Genomic DNA, 25,726 nt, shown 5'->3' with positions numbered 1-25,726 from the left:
TTTCTGGTGCGTACCGGGCTGAGAGGCGGTGTAAGTGAACTGTAGTTGCCATGTTTTACGGCAATGAGAGCAGAGATAGCGCTGATGTCCGGCAGTGCTTTTGCCGTTACGCACCACGCCTTCAGTAGCGGAGCAGGAAGGACATCTGATGGAAATGGAAGCCACGCAAGCACCTTAAAATCACCATCATACACTAAATCAGTAAGTTGGCAGCATTACCCTTATCCCGTTAGCACTACCGGAAAATTACCCGCTGCCGGGGATTATAGCGGTATTGCTACCATACATGTCGAACTGGAGTAACAGTCATGAAGCGAACAATACTTGCGTTATGCCTGCTGCCTCTTTCCTTTTCGTCATTCGCGGCAACCACGGATTTAGGGCCGAAAGGAACATTGAAATTCACCCTTAAAATCAGCCAGGGTGCTTGCGAACTGGTGAAAGACAGCGTTGAGGTTGACATGGGCACCGCGGTTCTCAAAAAGCCGGTAAGAATCGGAACGGAAATTAATCCCACTCCTTTTTCCATCGGCCTGAAAAACTGTAGCGAAGTGGTCAGAGCCTACGTGACTATGGACGGTACACCCAATGCAGACGACTCAAATCTTTTTGCGCTGGATGCGGGTGGCGCTACAGGCGTTGGGCTGAAAATCAAAACCGCTGCTGGAGTACAACAGTTCCCGGAAAATACAACGCCGATACCGGTTGAGTTTGCAATTAACGGTGATGGCGCACATCAACTGAACTATATCGCCAGCTACGTGCCTATTCGCGCCGATGCAACTATTGGTCGCGCAGATGCAACGGTCGACTTTACTGTACAGTACAGTACGAATAATTTCACATCTTAAGGGCCAGTTAACTGGCCCTTTTTACTGCTTTTTGTAACGCTAAAGTCTCTTTTCAAACTTGCATTTTTGTAAATTTGTGCTTCATGCACACTCTTTCCCCACACTTTTTCGCTTTGCTGTGGTCTACTTATTCGCGCGTGTAGATTTTACTTATCTGACTACCTCCGCACTTTTCCCCTGCCGGGCCTGAAAAGCCGCTAAGCAGGGTGTTATCACCTGTTTGTCCAGGGTTTGTTTGCATGAGATACATCAAATCGATTACACAGCAGAAGCTGAGCTTTTTGCTTGCAATCTATATTGGCCTTTTTATGAATGGCGCGGTTTTTTATCGCCGCTTCGGCAGCTATGCGCACGATTTTACCGTCTGGAAAGGCGTTTCTGCTGTTGTTGAACTGGCCGCCACCGTACTGGTGACCTTCTTTTTACTACGTCTTCTATCGCTGTTTGGCCGCCGCAGCTGGCGTATTCTGGCGTCGCTGGTGGTGCTCTTTTCCGCAGGTGCCAGCTATTACATGACCTTCCTTAATGTGGTCATTGGTTATGGCATCATCGCTTCCGTCATGACCACCGATATCGACCTGTCAAAAGAAGTTGTTGGTCTGAACTTTATTCTCTGGTTAATCGCCGTTAGTGCATTGCCTCTTATCCTTATCTGGAATAACCGCTGTCGCTACACCTTGCTCCGACAACTGCGAACCCCAGGGCAGCGTATTCGCAGCCTGGCGGTCGTCGTACTGGCGGGTATTATGGTTTGGGCACCGATTCGTTTGCTGGATATCCAGCAGAAGAAAGTGGAGAGGGCGACCGGCGTTGATTTGCCGAGTTATGGCGGTGTCGTAGCGAACTCTTATCTGCCATCAAACTGGCTTTCTGCGTTGGGGCTGTATGCCTGGGCGCGGGTCGATGAATCTTCCGATAATAATTCATTGCTTAATCCGGCGAAGAAGTTTACATACCAGGCTCCACAAAACGTTGATGATACTTATGTCGTGTTTATCATCGGTGAAACCACGCGTTGGGACCATATGGGTATTTTCGGCTATGAGCGTAATACCACGCCGAAACTGGCCCAGGAGAAAAATCTGGCGGCGTTCCGTGGTTACTCCTGTGATACCGCAACCAAACTCTCACTGCGTTGCATGTTTGTACGTCAGGGGGGCGCGGAAGATAATCCGCAGCGCACATTAAAAGAACAGAACATTTTCGCGGTTCTGAAGCAGTTAGGATTCAGTTCTGACCTCTACGCTATGCAGAGCGAAATGTGGTTCTACAGCAACACGATGGCGGACAACATTGCTTATCGTGAGCAGATTGGTGCGGAGCCACGTAATCGTGGCAAGCCGGTAGATGATATGTTGCTGGTAGACGAAATGCAGCAATCGCTAGGGCGCAACCCGGATGGTAAGCATCTGATCATTCTGCATACCAAAGGTTCGCATTTTAACTACACCCAGCGTTATCCGCGTAGCTTCGCGCAGTGGAAGCCGGAATGTATTGGTGTTGATAGCGGCTGTACCAAAGCGCAGATGATCAACTCCTATGACAACTCGGTGACCTATGTGGATCACTTTATCTCCAGCGTGATTGATCAGGTTCGCGATAAGAAAGCGATTGTGTTCTACGCAGCTGACCACGGTGAGTCAATTAATGAACGCGAGCACCTGCACGGCACGCCGCGTGAATTGGCACCGCCGGAGCAGTTCCGCGTACCGATGATGGTCTGGATGTCAGATAAATATCTGGAAAATCCGGCCAATGCGCAGGCATTTGCGCAGCTGAAAAAAGAAGCCGACATGAAAGTGCCACGCCGTCACGTAGAGCTGTACGATACCATCATGGGTTGTCTTGGCTATACTTCACCGGATGGTGGAATTAACGAAAACAACAACTGGTGTCACATCCCGCAGGCAAAAGAGGCAGCGGCTAACTAAGCGGCCTGCTGACTTTCTCGCCGATCAAAAGGCATTTTGCTATTAAGGGATTGACGAGGGCGTATCTGCGCAGTAAGATGCGCCCCGCATTCGGTGATTGGCGCAGCCTGGTAGCGCACTTCGTTCGGGACGAAGGGGTCGAGGTTCGAATCCTCTATCACCGACCAAATTCGAAAAGCCTGCTCAGCGAGCAGGCTTTTTTGCATTTGAAGCCCATGAGGATGAGAACCTCCGGGGGCTGGGAGGTTCGACTCGACGTAGGCCTGATAAGACGCGCCAGCGTCGCATCAGGCAACGGCACCGCACTTATTGTCGGATGCGGCGCGACCGCCTTATTCGACCAACACACCACACATTTTCCTGCCAACTTTGCGCCCCATATCTCACTATCCATTAACGGATTTGTGACAGAAACCATTGTCTTTTTTTTATATTTGCTTAAATCTTTTTTTGCGTTACTTATGGCTGGCGCTGGCATTTTCCGCTGTGCGTTTTAGCGTTCATGGTATTAATCGCTCAGATATCCACCTTTTCCTCAGATTTTTTTCATTAAATGCATAAAACTTAATCACCAAATGTTGCTAAATATTAAGCTGATTGTTCTGGTTATGTTGGAGTAGCACAAATTTCTCTGCTGCAAATAGCTGTTTGAAGTTTTTTAATCTTTGTTTGTGGGTTCTCACCGTTGGTGTAAATCCCGGTTGGCTGTATTGACGTTTTCACATTCTGTTGACAGATTGTAGGTCACGAGGGGCATTTTATGGAGGATCCGCACTGTTACACTGATGTTAATTAGTACGGCATCCCCACCTCATAACGTTGACCCGACCGGGCAAAAAACAAAAAAGGTCAGGTAGCGACAACCCACTGCAAAGGGTTAAAACAACAAACATCACAATTGGAGCAGAATAATGCGTATTTCCTTGAAAAAGTCAGGGATGCTGAAGCTTGGTCTCAGCCTGGTGGCTATGACCGTCGCAGCAAGTGTTCAGGCTAAAACTCTGGTTTATTGCTCAGAAGGCTCTCCGGAAGGGTTTAACCCGCAGCTGTTTACCTCCGGCACCACCTATGACGCCTCTTCCGTACCGCTTTATAACCGCCTGGTTGAATTTAAAATCGGCACCACTGAAGTGATACCGGGCCTCGCTGAAAAGTGGGAAGTCAGCTAAGACGGTAAAATCTATACCTTCCATCTGCGTAAAGGTGTGAAGTGGCACGACAATAAAGAATTCAAACCGACGCGTGAACTGAACGCCGATGACGTGGTGTTCTCGTTCGACCGTCAGAAAAACGCGCAAAACCCGTACCATAAAGTCTCTGGCGGCAGCTACGAATACTTCGAAGGCATGGGCTTGCCGGAGCTGATCAGTGAAGTGAAAAAGGTGGACGACAACACAGTTCAGTTCGTACTGACTCGCCCGGAAGCGCCGTTCCTCGCTGATCTGGCAATGGACTTCGCCTCTATTCTGTCAAAAGAATATGCTGATGCGATGATGAAAGCCGGTACACCGGAAAAACTGGACCTCAACCCAATCGGAACCGGTCCGTTCCAGTTACAGCAGTACCAAAAAGATTCCCGTATCCGCTACAAAGCGTTTGATGGCTACTGGGGCACCAAACCGCAGATCGATACGCTGGTCTTCTCTATTACCCCTGATGCTTCCGTGCGTTACGCGAAATTGCAGAAGAATGAATGCCAGGTGATGCCGTACCCGAACCCGGCAGATATCGCTCGCATGAAGCAGGATAAATCCATCAACCTGATGGAAATGCCGGGGCTGAACGTCGGCTACCTCTCGTATAACGTGCAGAAAAAACCGCTGGATGACGTGAAAGTTCGCCAGGCACTGACCTACGCGGTGAACAAAGACGCGATCATCAAAGCGGTTTATCAGGGCGCGGGTGTATCAGCGAAAAACCTGATCCCGCCAACCATGTGGGGCTATAACGACGACGTTCAGGATTACACCTACGATCCTGAAAAAGCGAAAGCCTTGCTGAAAGAAGCGGGTCTGGAAAAAGGTTTCTCCATCGACCTGTGGGCGATGCCGGTACAACGTCCGTATAACCCGAACGCTCGCTGCATGGCGGAGATGATTCAGGCAGACTGGGCGAAAGTGGGCGTGCAGGCCAAAATCGTCACCTACGAATGGGGTGAGTACCTCAAGCGTGCGAAAGATGGCGAACATCAGACGGTAATGATGGGCTGGACTGGCGATAACGGGGACCCGGATAACTTCTTCGCCACCCTGTTCAGCTGCGCCGCCTCTGAACAAGGTTCTAACTACTCAAAATGGTGCTACAAACCGTTTGAAGATCTGATTCAACCGGCGCGTGCTACCGACGACCATAACAAACGCGTTGAACTGTACAAGCAATCGCAGGTGGTGATGCACGATCAGGCTCCGGCACTGATCATCGCTCACTCCACCGTGTTTGAACCGGTACGCAAAGAAGTCAAAGGCTATGTGGTTGATCCATTAGGCAAACATCACTTCGAAAATGTCTCTATCGAATAATTAAAAGCCATACAAGACTGATGGTAAAGGCAAAACTGCCTGATGTGCTCCGCTTATCAGGCCTACGAAAATTCTGCAATGTATTGAATTTACACGATTTTGTAGGCCGGATAAGGCGTTAACGCCGCATCCGGCATAAACAAAGCGCACTTTGTCAACAATCTGTATACCCGGTGGCGCTGTGCCTCTGCGTGCAGCGCATCCGGCAGCAATACTTCATTCTCTGTCCGACAAGGGCGGGAATTGATTTGTGAGCAATACAGACACGCAGTTCCAGGCTGCGGGTCACTATAGAGAATCCGGGTTATGTTGCAGTTTATTCTCCGACGTTTGGGACTCGTCATCCCCACGTTTATCGGTATTACCCTTCTCACATTTGCCTTTGTCCACATGATCCCGGGCGATCCGGTGATGATCATGGCAGGCGAACGTGGGATCTCCCCTGAGCGTCACGCGCAGCTGCTGGCTGAACTCGGCTTAGATAAACCGATGTGGCAGCAGTATCTCCATTACATTTGGGGCGTAATGCACGGCGATCTAGGCATTTCAATGAAAAGCCGAATTCCAGTATGGGAAGAGTTCGTGCCGCGCTTTCAGGCCACGCTGGAACTTGGCGTCTGCGCGATGATTTTTGCTACGGCAGTCGGTATTCCGGTTGGTGTGCTGGCTGCGGTTAAACGCGGTTCCATTTTCGATCACACTGCAGTTGGCCTGGCGCTGACCGGCTACTCGATGCCGATCTTCTGGTGGGGCATGATGCTGATCATGCTGGTTTCGGTGCACTGGAACCTGACGCCCGCCTCCGGTCGCGTGAGCGATATGGTGTTCCTCGATGACTCCAATCCGTTAACCGGTTTTATGCTAATCGACACCGCCATCTGGGGTGAAGACGGCAACTTTATCGATGCCGTCGCCCATATGATCTTGCCTGCCATTGTGCTGGGTACTATTCCGCTGGCGGTCATTGTGCGTATGACACGCTCCTCGATGCTGGAAGTGCTGGGCGAGGATTACATCCGCACCGCGCGCGCCAAAGGGCTAACCCGCATGCGGGTGATTATCGTCCATGCGCTGCGTAACGCGATGCTGCCGGTGGTGACCGTTATCGGCCTGCAGGTGGGAACATTGCTGGCGGGGGCGATTCTGACCGAAACCATCTTCTCGTGGCCCGGTCTGGGACGCTGGTTGATTGACGCACTGCAACGCCGCGACTATCCGGTAGTGCAGGGCGGCGTATTGCTGGTGGCGACGATGATTATCCTCGTCAACTTGCTGGTCGATCTGCTGTACGGCGTGGTGAACCCGCGTATTCGTCATAAGAAGTAAGGGGACATCATGTCACAGGTTACTGAAAATAAAGTGATTAGCGCACCGGTGCCGATGACCCCGTTACAGGAGTTCTGGCACTATTTTAAACGCAACAAAGGCGCGGTCGTCGGGCTGGTTTACGTCGTCATCGTGCTGTTCATCGCGATCTTTGCCAACTGGATTGCACCCTATAACCCGGCGGAACAGTTCCGCGATGCACTGCTCGCCCCGCCAGCCTGGCAGGAAGGCGGCAGCATGGCGCACTTGCTGGGCACCGATGACGTAGGCCGTGATATGCTGTCGCGCCTGATGTACGGTGCGCGCCTGTCGCTGCTGGTTGGCTGTCTGGTAGTTGTGTTATCGCTGATTATGGGCGTTATTCTCGGCCTGATCGCCGGTTACTTTGGCGGCCTAGTCGATAACATCATTATGCGCGTGGTCGATATCATGCTGGCGCTGCCAAGTCTGCTGCTGGCGCTGGTGCTGGTGGCAATTTTCGGCCCGTCGATTGGTAACGCCGCGCTGGCACTGACCTTCGTTGCCTTGCCGCACTATGTGCGCTTAACCCGCGCCGCCGTGCTGGTGGAAGTTAACCGCGATTACGTCACCGCGTCTCGCGTGGCGGGTGCCGGGGCGATGCGTCAGATGTTTATTAACATCTTCCCGAACTGCCTTGCGCCGCTGATTGTTCAGGCGTCGCTCGGTTTCTCTAACGCCATTCTCGATATGGCTGCTCTTGGTTTCCTCGGCATGGGGGCACAGCCGCCAACGCCGGAGTGGGGCACCATGCTCTCCGACGTGTTGCAGTTCGCGCAAAGCGCCTGGTGGGTCGTGACCTTCCCGGGTCTGGCGATCCTGCTGACGGTGCTGGCATTTAACCTGATGGGTGACGGTCTGCGTGACGCGCTCGATCCCAAACTGAAGCAGTAAGAGGTTCGAGATGGCGTTATTAAATGTAGATAAATTATCGGTGCATTTCGGCGACGAAAGCGCACCGTTCCGCGCCGTAGACCGCATCAGCTACAGCGTAAAACAGGGCGAAGTGGTTGGGATTGTGGGTGAGTCCGGCTCCGGTAAGTCGGTCAGTTCCCTGGCGATTATGGGGCTGATTGATTATCCGGGCCGCGTAATGGCGGAAAAACTGGTGTTTAACGGTCAGGATTTGCAGCGTATATCAGAAAAAGAGCGCCGCAACCTGGTGGGTGCCGAAGTGGCGATGATCTTCCAGGACCCGATGACCAGCCTTAACCCGTGCTACACCGTGGGTTTCCAGATCATGGAAGCGATTAAGGTGCATCAGGGCGGCAACAAAAGTACCCGCCGTCAGCGGGCGATTGACCTGCTGAATCAGGTCGGTATTCCCGATCCGGCTTCGCGTCTGGATGTTTACCCGCATCAGCTTTCCGGCGGCATGAGCCAGCGCGTGATGATCGCCATGGCGATTGCCTGTCGACCAAAACTGCTGATTGCCGATGAGCCGACCACCGCGCTGGACGTGACCATTCAGGCGCAAATCATCGAACTACTGCTGGAGCTACAGCAGAAAGAGAACATGGCGCTGGTGTTGATTACCCATGACCTGGCGCTGGTGGCGGAAGCTGCGCATAAAATCATTGTGATGTATGCAGGCCAGGTGGTGGAAACGGGCGATGCGCACGCCATCTTCCATGCGCCGCGTCACCCGTATACTCAGGCATTGCTGCGTGCGCTGCCAGAATTTGCTCAGGACAAAGAACGTCTGGCGTCGTTGCCAGGTGTCGTTCCCGGCAAGTACGACCGCCCGAACGGCTGCCTGCTTAACCCGCGCTGCCCCTATGCCACTGACAGATGTCGCGCTGAAGAACCGGCGCTGAATATGCTCGCTGACGGGCGTCAGTCCAAATGCCATTACCCACTTGATGATGCCGGGAGGCCGACACTATGAGTACGCAAGAGGCCACCCTGCAACAACCGCTGTTGCAGGCTATCGACCTGAAAAAACATTATCCGGTGAAGAAAGGCATGTTCGCGCCGGAACGTCTGGTTAAAGCGCTGGATGGCGTTTCGTTTAACCTTGAACGTGGCAAAACGCTGGCAGTAGTGGGCGAATCTGGCTGCGGTAAATCGACCCTCGGTCGGTTGCTGACGATGATTGAAACGCCCACCGGTGGCGAGCTGTATTACCAGGGGCAGGATCTGCTTAAGCACGATCCGCAGGCGCAGAAGCTGCGTCGGCAGAAAATCCAGATCGTCTTCCAGAACCCTTACGGTTCGCTGAATCCGCGTAAAAAAGTCGGGCAAATTCTTGAAGAGCCGCTGCTGATCAACACCAGCTTAAGCAAAGAACAGCGTCGGGAAAAAGCCCTGTCGATGATGGCGAAAGTCGGCCTGAAAACCGAGCACTATGACCGCTATCCGCATATGTTCTCCGGCGGTCAGCGTCAGCGTATCGCCATCGCCCGTGGTCTGATGCTCGACCCGGATGTGGTGATTGCCGATGAACCGGTTTCCGCGCTGGATGTTTCAGTGCGCGCGCAGGTGCTGAATCTGATGATGGATTTGCAGCAGGAGTTGGGGCTGTCTTATGTCTTTATCTCCCACGACCTGTCGGTGGTGGAGCACATTGCTGATGAAGTGATGGTGATGTACCTGGGCCGCTGCGTGGAGAAGGGAACGAAAGACCAAATCTTCAATAACCCGCGCCATCCGTACACTCAGGCGCTACTTTCCGCGACGCCGCGCCTGAACCCGGACGATCGCCGCGAGCGCATCAAGCTCAGCGGTGAACTACCAAGCCCACTGAATCCACCGCCGGGTTGCGCCTTCAACGCCCGCTGTCGTCGGCGCTTCGGCCCCTGCACCCAGTTGCAGCCGCAGCTAAAAGACTACGGCGGTCAACTGGTAGCTTGTTTTGCTGTTGATCAGGATGAAAATCCGCAGCGTTAACTCACAAAACCGGGGCCATGCGCTCCGGTTTACTCAATCAGCTTCAACAGTGGCGACAAGCATAGCAAAATGCCGTAAAGCAGAATTAGCCAGGCTTTAAATCCGCGAAGTTTTTCCAGTTGTGCGACTTTATAGATCAGGAAAAACGGAATGAGGCACGACACAATGCCATATAACGGGCTTCCCAACTGAAAGAACACCAGCACCGATACACGAAACGAAACCCAAATCGTCAACGTAATGACGATAAAAGCGCAGATCGCCAGAGTCAGCATGCGTGAGTTAATTTTCTTGGTATCAATAATTCGGCTTAACAGATTGAGAATAATGCCTTTAATAGCCTCGTGGAAACCGAGATAAATGCCAAAGAATGCGGTCAGTACGGCAAAGATATTCAGCACCGTAGAGGTGATATGAATGATATGTCCAGGGATCACCTGCGCGGCCAGTGCCAGTGCCGAGATATTTTGTTCAAAGGCAGAAACGGCTTCTTCGTGGCTAATTGAGAAGGTAAACGAAAAGGCAAAAAACAGGATCACCGCGATGAGCGTGATATAACTAATTCGGTGGGTACGCAGCGCGAGCCGGGTTGCCAGTACTTTATCTGCTTCCCGTTTACGATAGGCAATATTCATTGGGTTAAGTACCTGAATAAATACCGCAGAAAAGAAGCAAAATGGAATTGTAAGCAGGACATCGCGGAAAAAGACGGAGGCTTGCGGGAAGGCGGTTATATTGGCGAAATTCCAGTGCGGGATCATCGCAAAACCGAACACGACAATAATCCCTACTTTGACCACCACCATTGGCCCGGAAATCTTAAACAGTAATCGTTCACCACCAGACGCAATCGCTACCAGTACGGCGAAAATAGCGACTTTATAAAGTAGAGATTGTGAAAGATCGGCATCGGTTAAACCGAAGGTTTTCAGGTACGAGGCGCTGTCGAAAACCACGGAGAGAGAGTAGATAAAAATCCCGTGGATAATCATCAAAAAGTAGATAACCCCGAGGAAAATTCCCCAGTTCTTCCCCAGGTAATGACTGATAATATCGGTGTAGTCATTACAGGAATCGCTTTCAGAAAGGGTTTTTAAATAAATGTCCTGCACTACCCAGGTGGCAGGATAAGCAATGATCGCTGCGGTAATAAATACCCAAATTCCCTTCAAGCCAATTTGTACTGGCATCAGCACGGTTCCGGCACCAATCGCCATGCCTATGCATAATAAAACCCAGCCGAAGTCGTAGCGTGTAAACGGCAATTTCTGATTGTGTTTCGATAGTGTGTTGTGCTGCATAAAGTCCTGTCCAGAAAGAAGTCGGCCTCGCAAAAATGAATAAACCCAGTTTCTCTTGCGCAACAGGTGGAGAAGTCGAATACGCAGTATGTAAAAAATGAGGCAACAGATTCACTGGGGAGGTCGCGAGGAGGCGCAATTCTACAAAATTGCGCATTTCACTACCAGTCTGGAGTCAGCCCGGATATGAACTGCAACTATTGCAAATAAAGAAATTAAGCTGGAAGGCATCGCGCAATGAGGAAGATTGCCGGGTGCTGACAGTAAAAAGCAATCGTAAAATCAGCGGCAAGCCGAAAGGGTTCCGGTGAGGCGCAATGTTGCGGGGGCTTTATCCCTGGTGGCATTGGTTGCTGGAGAGAGAAAACCCCCGCACGTTGCAGGTATGCACCTGACAACATCACGGGGGCTAATCTTGAACCCAAACAACTCAAGAATAGCCGCGAAACGTTGGCATTACAACACAGGCGGCTATATGACGCTCGCAGAACTGGGCATGGCCTTCTGGCATGATTTAGCGGCTCCGGTCATTGCTGGCATTCTTGCCAGTATGATCGTGAACTGGCTGAATAAGCGGAAGTAACGTGTCATGCGGGCGTCAGGCTGCCGTAATGGCAATTTGCGCCCGGATCAGGCCGCAGAGGTTAAACTCTGCGGCCTTTTTCGTGCTTACTGCGGGTAAGGCACCCAGTCGCCGCCGTTCAGGCGAACGTACGGTTTATCCTGGTATTGAATAACTACTGCATTTGAGTTCTCGGAGACCGGTGCTGTTTGTGGCAACCCACTGGTGAGTTTTTTCCAGTCAACATTGTCTTCGGTGAAAATCTTGCCATCAAGAACGCGAACCACCAGATCGGAGATAGCCAGGAAGCTGCTCGGTTGGTCGATGACAATCGGTGCCCCCTGATGTGGTGCCTTCATGCCGAAGAATTTCACCCCAACGGGGACGTCTGTGATAGACGGGCTAGGGATATCACGTAGGCCAGATACCTGCATTCTGTCGCCCTTCAGCGCGCCGCCGTGTTCCGGCACCACGACCACCATCACTTTACGACCCGATTTCTCCAGTTCAGTAAAGAAGGCGTCCAGTTCATCAAAGAATTTCTGCGCCCGCGCTTTGTAATCCGCTGTTTTGCTGACCCCCGGATAATGGTTGCCGTCATGCAGTGGAAGCGTGTTGTAGAACGTGGCACTACGGCTGTTTTTATCTTTTTCGGTAACGTCCAGCCAGCGGTTAAGCACGGTGGTATCGTCATAAACCGGCGAACCATCAAAGCCCAGCAAAATAACCGGCAGATTTGTTTGATCCATCAATTCAGTCTGCATGCCGCCATTTTCGCGAACTTCTTTCAAAAAACCGCCGAACTGGCCGTTATGTCCCATCATCAGGTGCTGGGTAAAGCCCAGTTTCGAAAGGTTATCAAACAGATAGCAGTCGTTATTTGCCGGTTGATACAGATTAGTGTGCGAAGTCTGCCCGCAGCTGGCGCGCAGTAAACGGATCGCCGCCGGGCCACTGTAGGAGGTGGCGGAGTTAAAGTTCTTGAACTCAATATCGAAATGCGACCACAGTGGATGCGACATCAACCCGGCGGCTTCTATATCCGACCAGGAAAGCGAACAGATGTTAATCACCAGTAGTTCAAATGGCTGAGCATCAGCGGGCAGCGAAGACGGGAAGGTCGATTTACGTTTCGCCTCCGCGTTATAGAAATTATTCAGCCAGGCGTTAAGGTTCGCCGTTGTTGGCGGTGTAGTTTGTGCGGGCATATCACCCACTACCGGTGCGCCACCCGTCGTCTCAACGGTTGCCGCTGCGTTACCACCCGTCGTTGTTACAGTGGTCGTCGGTTGTCCGGCTGGCCACAAGGAGAAACTTGGTCCCGCCAGGGTAAGTACGTTCAGCCATAGCAGTATGGCAACCACAAAAACGGTAATGCGAATCCATTGTGACAGGAATAACCAGGCCACTAATAAAACAAAAATGGCCCCAATCATCTGCCAGTTAATAAAGCGTGTGACAAGGTCGATTAAATAATCGGTACTGAACCCCGCCACCTGCGAACCCTGGCTCATTATGCTTTCCGGGCCAGGCAACCAGGTGTCATGCCAGAACAAAGCAAAGCCGATCGGCAGGGCAATCCAGTGGCGCAAGCGATGCAGGCTGTAGCGCGGAATGGGCATCAGCAGAAACGCGGCAAACACCAAATTGAGGAGCGGATGGAAGTTAAGATATCCCGCCCACAACAGGCCGAACTTAACCAGAAAATAGAAGTTCCAGCCGGAAAGGCCGCGCCAGTATTGCCAGAGGGAAGAAGGCATGGCGGTATTTTGCGTAAATTGAGTCATTTTTTGGTTGCCCTGGCTTTTTCCGTGCGGCGTAATGTCCCGGCTGGTTTAACATAACGAGGTTTAGCAAAGAACAAACGTAAGGTGTCGCGAATGCGTCGCAAAGAGTGCCGCGCCAGATAGCCCAGCGGGAAAAATATCAGTGCGCAAACGACAATAATTTCAATGATATCGCTGATGGTCATCATGATGAGCGCTCCACAGCATCATCTAACAGTCGCATGGGTTCTGGTATTCGTCGCCAGTGGCGACCATCGTGCTCGGCATTGATGACCGGTTTAGAACTTTGCGTTAAAGGCAGCGGCATGCCCCATTGTTCTGGGGCAAGCAGGCGCATCTGCACCAGCTCGGCACTGATTTGATCATCTTCAAACCAGACCATACGGTTTGAGAAAATGTCGCCAGTAGGCAATGGGAAAATATGATTCAACGCGGTATCCAGATCGTTAATCCGACAGAATGAGAGAAACAGCACCAGCCGATTACCGCCAATGGTCATGATATCGCCGGTACGGTTAGGGCGACACAGCGTCAGGGCTTGTTCAACGCGGATACCCGGTACCGGACGTAGGGCAACCAGAACGCCTTTACCGTGGGCAGGTAATAGAGGGTTATTCATCATGTTGTTGACGGCATTACAGAACACATCCCACTTCTGGAAACCACGCAGTTTGAGCGGCTGGGTCATTGACAGCAAGGTAGTGATATCTTCCGGCACATAGCGACTAAACTTCTGCCCTTGCACGCTTTCGATCATCGTCAGACAACGGGAGAGTGGCGCATTCCACGGAATAACCATATTTGCACCGCAGGCCAATAACAAACGTTCATCGGTGGCGCGCAGGCTAGCGGTATTTTCCCGCACGAGGATTTTCATCGCACTACCGCGCTGGCGACGCAGGGTATGAATGCTGCGGGCCAGTGGCTCGATTTGCGCATTTTGCTGTAAAGAAAAGACCACCGTCGCCGCCTGAGCGGTACGGGCTTCATTGAACAGGACTTCGTTATTGTTGAACAGTTGCCAGTGTTCCGATAGCGGCGGCGCACCTTCCAGTACAGCAACATTACTCAGAATGCGTTTTTCGTCGCTGCGTGGTTGGATCTCCGCCTCTTCGCTTTGAACTAATGTCCAGATACCATTTTGTTGCTGAACGCTAAGCTGCTGACGGGCGCTGACCCCTTTTTCGTTGCACCAGAAGGCAATATCCAGCAAATGTTGGTCACCCTGAAAACGCAAACTGGCAAGACCAAAAAGTGAACGGTATTCCTCAAGCAACAATGAAAATTGTTTATCGTTATTATTTCCGGGATTAATTACCAAAAGCGAACAATGGGTTAACCTGCTCCATTTATTCATTTTATCCAACCATGAGCGAAGCCGCTCGGCAGGAATGTTTTGCCATGCGTTATTTGCGCAAACAAGAATAAAAAGGTAATTATGGGGATCAATAGAACACTGCAAATCACGGGTCAAATAGTATAGACCTTTTTCATGATTTAGCATTGAAAATAATTTTATTTTTTCCGGCCCTTGATAATCATCTAATTGAAAGATTTTCGCCGGATCGCTGTCCATGCTAATGACCGCGACGTGTGCGGTTTCAGCCTGGGATGCAATTGTTTGATTCGCCAGACTGATAGCATCTTCATGGCGATCGACGTTAAACCACCAGACGCCGCCTGCTGGCATATGTCGCAGCTCATCCCATAATGATGAGATACCGATAGAGAATACAGGGCCCACAATGTCCCTCATGTCACCATTTTGTCTGATTATCAGTTTACTAGCGAAAGCTAAGAAATAAACCTACCATTGAAATTAAAACTTATCAGATTTAGCATGTGAATCAATTTAGAAGATCACAAGACGTGTGATTTTAGTCTTTTCGTTTTTAACTTTTTCTGTTGCGTAACGGAAAGTCAAAAAGTGAGCAAATTCCCGTCTCGCCGTAAACAATAAACCGGCGAAATGCTCACGGTTAGAATTGTCTCATGAACGGTACGGTTATTTCATAGGGATCAAGCAAAATGAATAACAATGAACCAGATACTCTGCCTGATCCCGCGATAGGCTATATCTTCCAGAATGATATTGTGGCGTTAAAGCAGGCATTTTCACTGCCTGATATTGATTATGCCGATATTTCCCAACGCGAACAGTTGGCCGCGGCATTAAAACGCTGGCCGTTGCTGGCAGAGTTTGCGCAACAAAAGTAGGGGATTGGTGAATGGCCGTACTGGGATTGCAGGGGGTGCGGGGAGGCGTGGGGACAACAACCATCACCGCCGCATTAGCCTGGTCATTACAAATGTTGGGAGAAAATGTCCTGGTGGTCGATGCCTGCCCGGACAACTTGTTGCGCCTGTCATTTAATGTTGATTTTACCCACCGTCAGGGCTGGGCCAGAGCGATGCTGGATGGCCAGGACTGGCGTGACGCTGGGTTGCGCTACACCTCGCAGCTCGATTTGCTGCCTTTTGGTCAGTTATCCATTGAAGAACAAGAAAATCCACAGCACAGGCAAACCCGGCTGAGCGATATTTGCTCCGGCTTACAGCAACTAAAAGCCAGCGGGCGTTACCAGTGGATTTTAATCGACTTACCGCGTGATGCCTCGCAGATAACCCACCAGCTGCTGAGTTTGTGCGATCACTCGCTGGCAATCGTCAATGTGGATGCCAACTGCCATATCCGACTGCATCAGCAAGCGCTGCCGGATGGCGCACATATTTTGATTAATGACTTCCGTATTGGCAGTCAGGTTCAGGACGATATTTACCAGCTTTGGTTGCAAAGCCAGCGCCGATTACTGCCGATGCTCATTCATCGTGATGAAGCGATAGCTGAATGCCTGGCGGCTAAGCAACCAGTAGGTGAATATCGCAGTGATGCGCTGGCGGCTGAAGAGATACTGACGCTGGCGAACTGGTGCCTGTTGAACTACTCCGGGCTGAAAACGCCAGTCGGGAGTGCATCATGAGTATCCTGACCCGGTGGTTGCTTATCCCGCCGGTCAACGCGCGGCTTATCGGGCGTTATCGCGATTATCGTCGTCACGGTGCGTCGGCTTTCAGCGCGACGCTCGGCTGTTTCTGGATGATCCTGGCCTGGATTTTTATTCCGCTGGAGCACCCGCGCTGGCAGCGTATTCGCGCAGAACATAAAAACCTGTATCCGCATATCAACGCCTCGCGTCCGCTGGACCCGGTCCGTTATCTCATTCAAACATGCTGGTTACTGATCGGTACATCGCGCAAAGAAACGCCGAAACCGCGCAGGCGGGCATTTTCAGGTCTGCAGAATATTCGTGGACGTTACCATCAATGGATGAACGAGCTGCCTGAGCGCGTTAGCCATAAAACACAGCATCTTGATGAGAAAAAAGAGCTCGGTCATTTGAGTGCCGGGGCGCGGCGGTTGATCCTCGGTATCATCGTCACCTTCTCGCTGATTCTGGCGTTAATCTGCGTTACTCAACCGTTTAACCCGCTGGCGCAGTTTATCTTCCTGATGCTGCTGTGGGGTGTAGCGCTGATCGTACGGCGGATGCCGGGGCGCTTCTCGGCGCTAATGTTGATTGTGCTGTCGCTGACCGTTTCTTGCCGTTATATCTGGTGGCGTTACACCTCTACGCTGAACTGGGACGATCCGGTCAGCCTGGTGTGCGGGCTTATTCTGCTCTTCGCTGAAACGTACGCGTGGATTGTGCTGGTGCTCGGCTACTTCCAGGTCGTATGGCCGCTGAATCGTCAGCCGGTGCCATTGCCGAAAGATATGTCGCTGTGGCCGTCGGTGGATATCTTTGTCCCGACTTACAACGAAGATCTCAACGTGGTGAAAAATACCATTTACGCCTCGCTGGGTATCGACTGGCCGAAAGACAAACTGAACATCTGGATCCTCGATGACGGCGGCAGGGAAGAGTTTCGCCAGTTTGCGCAAAACGTGGGGGTGAAATATATCGCCCGCACCACTCATGAACATGCGAAAGCGGGCAACATCAACAATGCGCTGAAATATGCCAAAGGCGAGTTCGTATCGATTTTCGACTGCGACCACGTACCAACGCGATCGTTCCTGCAAATGACCATGGGCTGGTTCCTGAAAGAGAAACAGCTGGCGATGATGCAGACGCCGCACCACTTCTTCTCGCCGGACCCGTTTGAACGCAACCTGGGGCGTTTTCGTAAAACGCCGAACGAAGGCACGCTGTTCTATGGTCTGGTGCAGGATGGCAACGATATGTGGGACGCCACTTTCTTCTGCGGTTCCTGTGCAGTAATTCGTCGCAAACCATTGGATGAAATTGGCGGTATTGCTGTCGAAACGGTAACCGAAGATGCGCACACGTCTCTGCGCCTGCACCGTCGTGGCTACACCTCTGCATATATGCGTATTCCGCAGGCGGCGGGGCTGGCGACCGAAAGTCTGTCGGCGCATATCGGTCAGCGTATTCGCTGGGCACGCGGGATGGTGCAAATCTTCCGTCTCGATAACCCGCTTACCGGTAAAGGGCTGAAATTCGCCCAGCGGCTGTGCTACGTCAACGCCATGTTCCACTTCTTGTCGGGCATTCCACGACTGATCTTCCTGACTGCGCCGCTGGCGTTCCTGCTGCTTCATGCCTACATCATCTATGCGCCAGCGTTGATGATCGCCCTGTTCGTGCTGCCGCATATGATCCATGCCAGCCTGACCAACTCGAAGATCCAGGGCAAATATCGCCACTCTTTCTGGAGTGAAATCTACGAAACGGTGCTGGCGTGGTATATCGCACCACCGACGCTGGTGGCGCTGATTAACCCGCACAAAGGCAAATTTAACGTCACCGCCAAAGGTGGACTGGTGGAAGAAGAGTACGTCGACTGGGTGATCTCGCGGCCCTACATCTTCCTTGTTCTGCTCAACCTGGTGGGTGTTGCGGTCGGCATCTGGCGCTACTTCTATGGCCCGCCAACCGAGATGCTCACCGTGGTCGTCAGTATGGTGTGGGTGTTCTACAACCTGATTGTTCTTGGCGGCGCAGTTGCGGTATCGGTAGAAAGCAAACAGGTACGCCGATCGCACCGCGTGGAGATGACGATGCCCGCGGCAATTGCCCGCGAAGATGGTCACCTCTTTTCGTGTACCGTTCAGGATTTCTCCGACGGTGGTTTGGGGATCAAGATCAACGGTCAGGCGCAGATTCTGGAAGGGCAGAAAGTGAATCTGTTGCTTAAACGCGGTCAGCAGGAATACGTCTTCCCGACCCAGGTGGCGCGCGTGATGGGTAATGAAGTTGGGCTGAAATTAATGCCGCTCACCACCCAGCAACATATCGATTTTGTGCAGTGTACGTTTGCCCGTGCGGATACATGGGCGCTCTGGCAGGACAGCTACCCGGAAGATAAGCCGCTGGAAAGTCTGCTGGATATTCTGAAGCTCGGCTTCCGTGGCTACCGCCATCTGGCGGAGTTTGCGCCTTCTTCGGTGAAGGGCATATTCCGTGTGCTGACTTCTCTGGTTTCCTGGGTTGTATCGTTTATTCTGCGCCGCCCGGAGCGGAGCGAAACGGCACAACCATCGGATCAGGCTTTGGCTCAACAATGATGATAACGCGATGAAAAGAAAACTATTCTGGATTTGTGCAGTGGCTATGGGGATGAGTGCGTTCCCCTCTTTCATGACGCAGGCGACGCCAGCAACGCAACCACTGATCAATGCTGAGCCAGCTGTAGCCGCCCAGACGGAACAAAATCCGCAGGTGGGGCAAGTGATGCCGGGCGTGCAGGGCGCTGATGCGCCAGTCGTGGCGCAGAACGGTCCTTCGCGTGATGTGAAGCTGACCTTTGCGCAAATTGCGCCTCCGCCGGGTAGCATGGTGCTACGTGGCATTAACCCGAACGGCAGCATTGAGTTTGGTATGCGCAGCGATGAAGTGGTGACGAAGGCGATGCTCAACCTCGAATACATGCCATCGCCATCGTTACTGCCTGTCCAGTCGCAGTTAAAGGTTTATCTCAATGATGAGCTGATGGGCGTACTGCCAGTGACCAAAGAACAGTTGGGTAAAAAAACGCTGGCGCAAATGCCCATTAACCCACTGTTTATTACCGACTTCAACCGTGTGCGGCTGGAGTTTGTCGGCCATTATCAGGACGTGTGCGAAAACCCGGCCAGCACCACGCTTTGGCTGGATGTTGGGCGGAGCAGTGGACTGGATCTGACCTATCAGACCCTGAATGTGAAGAATGACCTGTCACACTTCCCGGTGCCATTCTTTGACCCGCGCGATAACCGTACTAACACCTTGCCGATGGTCTTTGCGGGTGCGCCGGATGTTGGGCTGCAACAAGCATCTGCCATTGTCGCCTCGTGGTTTGGTTCGCGTTCTGGCTGGCGTGGGCAGAACTTCCCGGTGCTCTATAACCAACTGCCGGATCGTAATGCCATTGTCTTTGCAACCAACGACAAACGGCCGGACTTCCTGCGCGATCATCCGGCGGTAAAAGCCCCGGTGATTGAGATGATCAACCATCCGCAGAATCCTTACGTCAAACTGCTGGTGGTGTTTGGTCGTGACGACAAAGACCTGTTGCAGGCAGCGAAAGGTATCGCTCAGGGTAACATTCTGTTCCGTGGTGAAAGCGTGGTAGTGAATGAAGTGAAACCGCTGCTACCGCGTAAGCCGTACGATGCGCCGAACTGGGTACGTACCGATCGTCCGGTCACATTTGGCGAACTGAAAACCTATGAAGAACAGTTACAATCCAGCGGTCTTGAGCCAGCAGCGATTAACGTTTCGCTAAACCTGCCGCCGGATCTCTACCTGATGCGCAGTACCGGCATTGATATGGATATTAATTACCGCTACACCATGCCGCCGGTGAAAGACAGTTCGCGGATGGATATCAGCCTGAATAACCAGTTCCTGCAATCCTTCAACCTGAGCAGCAAACAGGAGGCGAACCGCCTGCTGCTGCGGATTCCGGTATTACAAGGTTTGCTGGATGGCAAAACAGATGTCTCTATTCCGGCGCTGAAACTGGGCGCGACCAACCAGCTGCGCTTCGACTTTGAGTATATGAACCCGATGCCGGGCGGTTCGGTGGATAACTGTATTACCTTCCAGCCGGTGCAGAATCATGTGGTGATTGGTGACGACTCCACCATCGACTTCTCGAAGTATTACCACTTCATCCCGATGCCGGATCTACGCGCCTTTGCTAACGCGGGCTTCCCATTCAGCCGGATGGCGGATCTGTCGCAAACCATCACCGTGATGCCGAAAGCGCCTAACGAAGCACAGATGGAAACGTTGCTGAATACTGTTGGTTTTATCGGCGCACAGACGGGCTTCCCGGCGATTAATCTGACGGTGACCGATGATGGCAGCACCATTCAGGGCAAAGATGCCGACATCATGATCATCGGTGGTATCCCGGACAAACTGAAAGACGATAAGCAGATCGACCTATTGGTGCAGGCGACCGAAAGCTGGGTGAAAACACCGATGCGCCAGACCCCGTTCCCCGGCATTGTGCCGGACGAGAGCGATCGCGCGGCAGAAACCCGGTCAACGCTGACCTCTTCCGGTGCGATGGCGGCGGTGATTGGCTTCCAGTCGCCGTATAACGACCAGCGCAGCGTGATTGCGCTGTTGGCAGATAGCCCACGCGGTTATGAAATGCTTAACGATGCGGTGAACGATAGCGGCAAACGCGCCACCATGTTCGGTTCGGTCGCGGTGATCCGCGAGTCCGGTATCAACAGCCTACGTGTTGGCGACGTTTATTACGTAGGTCATCTGCCGTGGTTCGAGCGCGTGTGGTATGCGCTGGCAAACCATCCGATTCTGCTGGCGGTGCTGGCGGCTATCAGTGTGATATTGCTGGCATGGGTACTGTGGCGTCTGCTGCGAATTATTAGTCGTCGTCGTCTTAACCCGGATAACGAGTAATTGAAGATGAATGTGTTGCGTAGTGGAATCGTGACGATGCTGTTGTTGGCTGCCTTTAGTGTTCAGGCAGCCTGTACCTGGCCTGCCTGGGAGCAGTTTAAAAAGGATTACATCAGTCAGGAAGGGCGCGTCATCGACCCCAGCGACGCGCGCAAAATCACCACCTCCGAAGGGCAAAGTTACGGTATGTTCTTTGCCCTGGCGGCTAACGACCGTGCAGCTTTCGATAATATTCTCGACTGGACGCAGAACAATCTCGCTCAGGGTTCTTTAAAAGAACGTTTGCCCGCCTGGCTGTGGGGCAAGAAAGAGAACAGTAAGTGGGAAGTGCTGGACAGCAATTCGGCCTCCGATGGTGATGTCTGGATGGCCTGGTCGTTGCTGGAGGCGGGGCGTTTGTGGAAAGAGCAGCGTTATACCGACATCGGCAGCGCGTTGCTAAAACGTATCGCGCGGGAGGAAGTGGTGACGGTGCCTGGGCTGGGTTCCATGTTGTTACCGGGCAAAGTGGGTTTTGCTGAGGATAACAGCTGGCGTTTTAACCCCAGCTACCTGCCGCCGACGCTGGCGCAGTATTTCACCCGCTTTGGCGCGCCGTGGACTACGCTGCGCGAAACCAATCAACGTTTATTGCTGGAAACCGCCCCGAAAGGCTTTTCGCCAGACTGGGTGCGTTATGAGAAAGACAAAGGCTGGCAGCTAAAAGCCGAAAAAACATTGATCAGCAGCTACGACGCCATCCGCGTTTACATGTGGGTAGGCATGATGCCTGACAGCGATCCGCAGAAAGCGCGGATGCTCAACCGGTTTAAACCGATGGCGACATTCACTGAGAAAAACGGTTATCCGCCGGAAAAAGTGGATGTGGCTACGGGGAAAGCGCAGGGTAAAGGACCAGTCGGTTTTTCTGCCGCCATGCTGCCCTTTTTACAAAACCGCGATGCGCAGGCCGTTCAGCGTCAGCGCGTGGCCGATAACTTTCCCGGCAGCGATGCCTATTACAACTATGTGCTGACCCTGTTTGGACAAGGCTGGGATCAACACCGTTTCCGCTTCTCGACAAAAGGTGAGTTATTACCTGACTGGGGCCAGGAATGCGCAAATTCACACTAAACATATTCACGCTTTCCCTCGGTCTGGCCGTCATGCCGATGGTCGAGGCAGCACCAACCGCTCAGCAACAGTTGCTGGAGCAAGTTCGGTTAGGCGAAGCGACCCATCGTGAAGATCTGGTGCAACAGTCGTTATATCGGCTGGAACTTATTGATCCGAATAACCCGGACGTCGTTGCCGCCCGTTTCCGTTCTTTGTTACGTTAGGGCGATATTGATGGCGCGCAAAAACAGCTCGATCGGCTGTCGCAGTTAGCGCCGAGTTCAAATGCGTATAAATCGTCGCGGACTACGATGCTACTTTCCACGCCGGATGGTCGTCAGGCACTGCAACAGGCACGATTGCAGGCGACGACCGGTCATGCAGAAGAAGCTGTGGCGAGTTACAACAAACTGTTCAACGGTGCGCCGCCGGAAGGTGACATTGCTGTCGAGTACTGGAGTACGGTGGCGAAAATTCCGGCTCGCCGTGGCGAAGCGATTAATCAGTTAAAACGCATCAATGCGGATGCACCGGGCAATACGGGCCTGCAAAACAATCTGGCGCTATTGCTGTTTAGTAGCGATCGCCGTGACGAAGGTTTTGCCGTCCTGGAACAGATGGCAAAATCGAACGCCGGGCGCGAAGGGGCCTCTAAAATCTGGTACGGGCAGATTAAAGACATGCCCGTCAGTGATGCCAGTGTGTCGGCGCTGAAAAAATATCTCTCGATCTTTAGTGATGGCGATAGCGTGGCGGCTGCGCAATCGCAACTGGCAGAACAGCAAAAACAGCTGGCCGATCCTGCTTTCCGCGCTCGTGCGCAAGGTTTAGCGGCGGTGGACTCTGGTATGGCGGGTAAAGCCATTCCCGAACTACAACAGGCGGTGCGGGCGAACCCGAAAGACAGTGAAGCTCTGGGGGCGCTGGGCCAGGCGTATTCTCAGAAAGGCGATCGCGCCAATGCAGTGGCGAATCTGGAAAAAGCCCTCGCACTGGACCCGCACAGCAGCAACAACGACAAATGGAACAGTCTGCTGAAAGTAAACCGCTACTGGCTGGCGATCCAGCAGGGCGATGCTGCGCTGAAAGCCAATAATCCTGACCGGGCAGAACGCCTGTTCCAGCAGGCGCGTAATGTCGATAACACCGACAGTTATGCAGTGCTGGGGCTGGGCGATGTGGCGATGGCGCGAAAAGATTATCCCGCCGCCGAACGTTATTATCAGCAGACCTTGCGTATGGACAGCGGCAACACTAACGCCGTGCGCGGGCTGGCAAATATTTACCGCCAGCAATCGCCAGAAAAAGCTGAAGCGTTTATCGCCTCGCTCTCTGCCAGTCAGCGGCGTAGCATTGATGATATCGAACGCAGCCTGCAAAACGACCGTCTGGCACAGCAGGCAGAGGCACTGGAAAACCAGGGCAAATGGGCGCCGGCGGCAGCACTTCAGCGGCAACGACTGGCGCTGGACCCCGGCAGCGTATGGATTACTTACCGACTTTCGCAGGATCTCTGGCAGGCCGGACAACGCAGCCAGGCCGATACGTTAATGCGCAATCTGGCGCAGCAGAAGTCGAACGACCCGGAGCAGGTTTACGCTTACGGGCTGTACCTCTCTGGTCATGACCAGGACAGAGCGGCGCTGGCGCATATCAACAGCCTGCCGCGCGCGCAGTGGAACAGCAATATTCAGGAGCTGGTTAATCGACTGCAAAGCGATCAGGTGCTGGAAACCGCTAATCGCCTGCGAGAAAGCGGCAAAGAAGCTGAAGCGGAAGCGATGCTGCGTCAGCAACCACCTTCCACGCGTATTGACCTCACGCTGGCTGACTGGGCGCAGCAGCGACGTGATTACACCGCCGCCCGCGCTGCATATCAGAATGTCCTGACGCTGGAGCCAACTAACGCCGATGCCATTCTGGGGCTGACGGAAGTGGATATTGCTGCCGGTGACACAGCGGCGGCACGTAGCCAGCTGGCGAAACTGCCCGCTACCGATAACGCCTCGCTGAACACACAGCGGCGCGTGGCGCTGGCGCAGGCGCAGCTTGGAGATACCGCAGCGGCGCAGCAGACGTTTAATAAGTTGATCCCGCAGGCAAAATCTCAGCCACCGTCGATGGAAAGCGCGATGGTGCTGCGCGACGGTGCGAAGTTTGAAGCGCAGGCGGGCGATCCAAAGCAGGCGCTGGAAACCTACAAAGACGCCATGGTCGCATCCGGTGTGACTACGACGCGTCCGCAGGATAACGACACATTCACCCGACTGACCCGTAACGACGAGAAAGATGACTGGCTGAAACGCGGCGTGCGCAGCGATGCGGCGGGCCTCTATCGCCAGCAGGATCTTAACGTCACCCTCGAGCACGATTACTGGGGTTCGAGCGGCACCGGTGGTTACTCCGATCTGAAAGCGCACACTACCATGTTGCAGGTGGATGCGCCGTATTCTGACGGGCGGATGTTCTTTCGCAGTGATTTCGTCAATATGAACGTCGGCAGTTTCTCCACTAATGCCGATGGCAAATGGGATGACAACTGGGGCACCTGTACATTACAGGACTGTAGTGGCAACCGCAGCCAGTCGGACTCCGGTGCCAGCGTGGAGGTCGGCTGGCGAAATGACGTCTGGAGCTGGGATATCGGTACCACGCCGATGGGCTTCAACGTGGTGGATGTGGTCGGCGGCATCAGTTACAGCGATGATATCGGGCCGCTGGGTTACACCGTTAACGCCCACCGTCGGCCCATCTCCAGTTCTTTGCTGGCCTTTGGTGGGCAAAAAGACTCCCCGAGCAATACCGGGAAAAAATGGGGTGGCGTACGTGCCGACGGTGTGGGGCTAAGTCTGAGCTACGATAAAGGTGAAGCAAACGGCGTCTGGGCATCGCTTAGTGGCGACCAGTTAACCGGTAAAAATGTCGAAGATAACTGGCGCGTGCGCTGGATGACGGGCTATTACTATAAGGTCATTAACCAGAACAATCGCCGCGTCACAATCGGCCTGAACAACATGATCTGGCATTACGACAAAGATCTGAGTGGCTACTCACTCGGTCAGGGCGGTTACTACAGTCCGCAGGAATACCTGTCGTTTGCTATACCGGTGATGTGGCGGGAGCGCACGGAAAACTGGTCGTGGGAGCTGGGGGCGTCTGGCTCGTGGTCGCATTCACGCACCAAAACCATGCCGCGTTATCCGCTGATGAATCTGATCCCGACCGACTGGCAGGAAGAAGCTGCGCGGCAATCCAACGATGGCGGCAGCAGTCAGGGCTTCGGCTACACGGCGCGGGCATTACTTGAACGACGTGTTACTTCCAACTGGTTTGTTGGCACGGCAATTGATATCCAGCAGGCGAAAGATTACGCACCCAGCCATTTCCTGCTCTACGTACGTTATTCCGCCGCCGGATGGCAGGGTGACATGGATTTACCGCCGCAGCCGCTGATACCTTACGCCGACTGGTAAGTTTTCAGATAGCGCCTCTCTTAATGCCGCTGCG

The 25,726-nt window shown here is 53.0% G+C and carries 17 protein-coding genes, 1 tRNA gene and 2 pseudogenes; 15 read left to right on the top strand and 5 right to left on the bottom strand.

Features of this window, described 5'->3' with window-relative positions; all coding sequences use genetic code 11:
- On the bottom strand, positions 1–165 hold a 165-nt coding region (locus BHE85_RS25270; protein WP_047664789.1), incomplete at its 3' end, for an IS1 family transposase.
- Between the two features lie 143 nt (positions 166–308).
- Here BHE85_RS25270 and lpfE point away from each other — a divergent pair.
- From lpfE to dppF, 8 genes and pseudogenes are all read left to right on the top strand, one after another.
- Positions 309–851: a long polar fimbrial protein LpfE gene (lpfE, locus tag BHE85_RS25260; protein WP_000831420.1), complete on the top strand. Its 543-nt coding sequence runs from the start codon at positions 309–311 to the stop codon at positions 849–851.
- Between the two features lie 239 nt (positions 852–1,090).
- Complete coding sequence (gene eptB, locus BHE85_RS25255; protein ID WP_001269222.1) at positions 1,091–2,782, top strand: kdo(2)-lipid A phosphoethanolamine 7''-transferase; 1,692 nt, start codon at positions 1,091–1,093, stop codon at positions 2,780–2,782.
- A 91-nt stretch (positions 2,783–2,873) separates the two neighbouring features.
- A tRNA-Pro gene (locus BHE85_RS25250) sits at positions 2,874–2,949 on the top strand.
- Positions 2,950–3,693: 744 nt separating this feature from the next.
- Positions 3,694–5,301, top strand: a pseudogene (gene dppA, locus BHE85_RS25240) (dipeptide ABC transporter substrate-binding protein DppA).
- 306 nt (positions 5,302–5,607) lie between these two features.
- The gene (gene dppB / locus BHE85_RS25235) at positions 5,608–6,627 is read left to right on the top strand and encodes a dipeptide ABC transporter permease DppB (protein ID WP_000938851.1); all 1,020 of its coding nucleotides are present in this window, start codon (positions 5,608–5,610) and stop codon (positions 6,625–6,627) included.
- A 9-nt stretch (positions 6,628–6,636) separates the two neighbouring features.
- Entirely contained in the window at positions 6,637–7,539 is a 903-nt protein-coding gene (gene dppC / locus BHE85_RS25230; protein WP_000084671.1) for a dipeptide ABC transporter permease DppC, read from the top strand.
- 10 nt (positions 7,540–7,549) lie between these two features.
- Positions 7,550–8,533 carry a dipeptide ABC transporter ATP-binding protein gene (gene dppD / locus BHE85_RS25225; protein ID WP_001196496.1) on the top strand — a complete coding sequence of 328 codons (984 nt, stop codon included), beginning with the start codon at positions 7,550–7,552 and terminating at the stop codon, positions 8,531–8,533.
- A complete protein-coding gene (dppF, locus tag BHE85_RS25220) occupies positions 8,530–9,534 on the top strand; it encodes a dipeptide ABC transporter ATP-binding subunit DppF (RefSeq protein ID WP_000107017.1) in 1,005 nt (334 codons plus the stop codon). The genes dppD and dppF overlap by 4 nt, the downstream gene beginning before the upstream one ends.
- A 29-nt stretch (positions 9,535–9,563) precedes the next feature.
- Here the strand turns inward: dppF and BHE85_RS25215 are convergent, their stop codons facing one another.
- Entirely contained in the window at positions 9,564–10,835 is a 1,272-nt protein-coding gene (locus BHE85_RS25215) for an SLC5/6 family protein (RefSeq protein ID WP_001296805.1), read from the bottom strand.
- Positions 10,836–11,310: 475 nt separating this feature from the next.
- On the opposite strand from BHE85_RS25215, the gene BHE85_RS25205 reads away from it, so the two are divergent.
- The gene (locus BHE85_RS25205) at positions 11,311–11,418 is read left to right on the top strand and encodes a type I toxin-antitoxin system toxin Ldr family protein (protein WP_001295224.1); all 108 of its coding nucleotides are present in this window, start codon (positions 11,311–11,313) and stop codon (positions 11,416–11,418) included.
- 86 nt (positions 11,419–11,504) lie between these two features.
- Here the strand turns inward: BHE85_RS25205 and bcsG are convergent, their stop codons facing one another.
- The 3 genes from bcsG to bcsE are packed head-to-tail and all read right to left on the bottom strand — an operon-like array spanning position 11,505 to position 14,940.
- Positions 11,505–13,184 (bottom strand): cellulose biosynthesis protein BcsG, encoded by a 1,680-nt coding sequence (gene bcsG, locus BHE85_RS25200; protein WP_000191611.1) that lies wholly within the window; start codon positions 13,182–13,184, stop codon positions 11,505–11,507.
- A complete protein-coding gene (bcsF, locus tag BHE85_RS25195) occupies positions 13,181–13,372 on the bottom strand; it encodes a cellulose biosynthesis protein BcsF (RefSeq protein WP_000988308.1) in 192 nt (63 codons plus the stop codon). The genes bcsG and bcsF overlap by 4 nt, the downstream gene beginning before the upstream one ends.
- Positions 13,369–14,940, bottom strand: coding sequence for a cellulose biosynthesis c-di-GMP-binding protein BcsE (gene bcsE, locus BHE85_RS25190; protein WP_001204960.1), 1,572 nt, complete (start codon positions 14,938–14,940; stop codon positions 13,369–13,371). The genes bcsF and bcsE overlap by 4 nt, the downstream gene beginning before the upstream one ends.
- Before the next feature lie 272 nt (positions 14,941–15,212).
- On the opposite strand from bcsE, the gene bcsR reads away from it, so the two are divergent.
- From bcsR to bcsC, 6 genes and pseudogenes are all read left to right on the top strand, one after another.
- Positions 15,213–15,401: a cellulose biosynthesis protein BcsR gene (gene bcsR / locus BHE85_RS25185; protein WP_001063318.1), complete on the top strand. Its 189-nt coding sequence runs from the start codon at positions 15,213–15,215 to the stop codon at positions 15,399–15,401.
- A gap of 11 nt (positions 15,402–15,412) precedes the next feature.
- Positions 15,413–16,165 (top strand): cellulose biosynthesis protein BcsQ, encoded by a 753-nt coding sequence (gene bcsQ / locus BHE85_RS25180; RefSeq protein WP_000279514.1) that lies wholly within the window; start codon positions 15,413–15,415, stop codon positions 16,163–16,165.
- Positions 16,162–18,774 (top strand): UDP-forming cellulose synthase catalytic subunit, encoded by a 2,613-nt coding sequence (bcsA, locus tag BHE85_RS25175; protein ID WP_000025866.1) that lies wholly within the window; start codon positions 16,162–16,164, stop codon positions 18,772–18,774. The genes bcsQ and bcsA overlap by 4 nt, the downstream gene beginning before the upstream one ends.
- 10 nt (positions 18,775–18,784) lie before the next feature.
- Positions 18,785–21,124: a cellulose biosynthesis cyclic di-GMP-binding regulatory protein BcsB gene (bcsB, locus tag BHE85_RS25170; RefSeq protein ID WP_011379306.1), complete on the top strand. Its 2,340-nt coding sequence runs from the start codon at positions 18,785–18,787 to the stop codon at positions 21,122–21,124.
- Positions 21,125–21,130: 6 nt separating this feature from the next.
- A complete protein-coding gene (gene bcsZ, locus BHE85_RS25165; protein ID WP_001295222.1) occupies positions 21,131–22,237 on the top strand; it encodes a cellulose synthase complex periplasmic endoglucanase BcsZ in 1,107 nt (368 codons plus the stop codon).
- Positions 22,219–25,692: pseudogene (gene bcsC / locus BHE85_RS25160) on the top strand (cellulose synthase complex outer membrane protein BcsC). The gene bcsZ and the pseudogene bcsC overlap by 19 nt, the downstream one beginning before the upstream one ends.
- Positions 25,693–25,726 lie beyond the last annotated feature (34 nt).

It is taken from the genome of Shigella sp. FC1567 (assembly GCF_001743015.1).
Classification (GTDB): Bacteria; Pseudomonadota; Gammaproteobacteria; order Enterobacterales; family Enterobacteriaceae; genus Escherichia; species Escherichia coli.
Note: the sequence above shows the minus strand (reverse complement) of the source record. Positions and strands in the feature narration are given on the sequence as shown.

Excerpts from the sequence above, each read along its gene's own strand:
- lpfE (WP_000831420.1), top strand. The coding sequence starts at position 309 with ATGAAGCGAACAATACTTGCGTTATGCCTGCTGCCTCTTTCCTTTTCG.
- eptB (WP_001269222.1), top strand. The coding sequence starts at position 1,091 with ATGAGATACATCAAATCGATTACACAGCAGAAGCTGAGCTTTTTGCTT.
- dppB (WP_000938851.1), top strand. The coding sequence starts at position 5,608 with ATGTTGCAGTTTATTCTCCGACGTTTGGGACTCGTCATCCCCACGTTT.
- dppC (WP_000084671.1), top strand. The coding sequence starts at position 6,637 with ATGTCACAGGTTACTGAAAATAAAGTGATTAGCGCACCGGTGCCGATG.
- dppD (WP_001196496.1), top strand. The coding sequence starts at position 7,550 with ATGGCGTTATTAAATGTAGATAAATTATCGGTGCATTTCGGCGACGAA.
- dppF (WP_000107017.1), top strand. The coding sequence starts at position 8,530 with ATGAGTACGCAAGAGGCCACCCTGCAACAACCGCTGTTGCAGGCTATC.
- BHE85_RS25215 (WP_001296805.1), bottom strand. The coding sequence starts at position 10,835 with ATGCAGCACAACACACTATCGAAACACAATCAGAAATTGCCGTTTACA.
- BHE85_RS25205 (WP_001295224.1), top strand. The coding sequence starts at position 11,311 with ATGACGCTCGCAGAACTGGGCATGGCCTTCTGGCATGATTTAGCGGCT.
- bcsG (WP_000191611.1), bottom strand. The coding sequence starts at position 13,184 with ATGACTCAATTTACGCAAAATACCGCCATGCCTTCTTCCCTCTGGCAA.
- bcsF (WP_000988308.1), bottom strand. The coding sequence starts at position 13,372 with ATGATGACCATCAGCGATATCATTGAAATTATTGTCGTTTGCGCACTG.
- bcsE (WP_001204960.1), bottom strand. The coding sequence starts at position 14,940 with ATGAGGGACATTGTGGGCCCTGTATTCTCTATCGGTATCTCATCATTA.
- bcsR (WP_001063318.1), top strand. The coding sequence starts at position 15,213 with ATGAATAACAATGAACCAGATACTCTGCCTGATCCCGCGATAGGCTAT.
- bcsQ (WP_000279514.1), top strand. The coding sequence starts at position 15,413 with ATGGCCGTACTGGGATTGCAGGGGGTGCGGGGAGGCGTGGGGACAACA.
- bcsA (WP_000025866.1), top strand. The coding sequence starts at position 16,162 with ATGAGTATCCTGACCCGGTGGTTGCTTATCCCGCCGGTCAACGCGCGG.
- bcsB (WP_011379306.1), top strand. The coding sequence starts at position 18,785 with ATGAAAAGAAAACTATTCTGGATTTGTGCAGTGGCTATGGGGATGAGT.
- bcsZ (WP_001295222.1), top strand. The coding sequence starts at position 21,131 with ATGAATGTGTTGCGTAGTGGAATCGTGACGATGCTGTTGTTGGCTGCC.